Source organism: Actinomadura sp. 3N407 (assembly GCF_052245875.1).
Classification (GTDB): Bacteria; Actinomycetota; Actinomycetes; order Streptosporangiales; family Streptosporangiaceae; genus Spirillospora.
In genome coordinates this window covers 1-538 of the sequence record NZ_JBQQBP010000104.1, presented here as the reverse complement: position 1 = coordinate 538, position 538 = coordinate 1, and the positions used below count along the sequence as shown (strand labels likewise).

At 57.4% G+C, this 538-nt stretch carries 1 pseudogene; it reads left to right on the top strand.

Annotation, left to right across the window (positions count from 1 at the left end):
* Nucleotides 1–277 precede the first annotated feature (277 nt).
* Nucleotides 278–538, top strand: a pseudogene (locus ACTWPP_RS45150) (hypothetical protein); the annotation flags it as partial.

Here is a 538-nt window from a genome sequence, read left to right as displayed (position 1 = left end):
GAAAGCGCCTCCTAGCGAGCCATGCTACGAACGGACGAGCCTCGTACACGAAAATGGCTAACGGGTTAGCTGTCTGCCGAGGCAAGCGCGGCGCGGGTTTGCGGGCGTTTGAGCGAGGGATTGCATTGAAACGGCGCCGTGTATGGTGACGCTTCTGCCTGGACAATAAATTGTCTGGTTTGCACTAATCATTGTCGAATTTGCGGCAACAAGCCTGCACCGTTTGAGCGCATGATTGAGCGCTCCTCGCTTGAATTCCTTTCTCCAAAAAAACATCATGCAAACCACCGCAAACGGCACGGCTGCTGACTTGGCCAACCCCGCGGCGCCCCCGGCCGCGCAGGCAGACAAGACCGGCTTTGGCGTGATCGGCGCCATCAGCTTCGCGCACTTCCTCAACGACATGATGCAGTCGTTGATCCTGGCGATCTATCCGCTGCTCAAGGGCAACTTCCATCTCGATTTTTCGCAGATCGGGCTGATCACGCTCGTGTATCAGATCACGGCGTCACTGCTGCAGCCGATGGTCGGGCTGTAC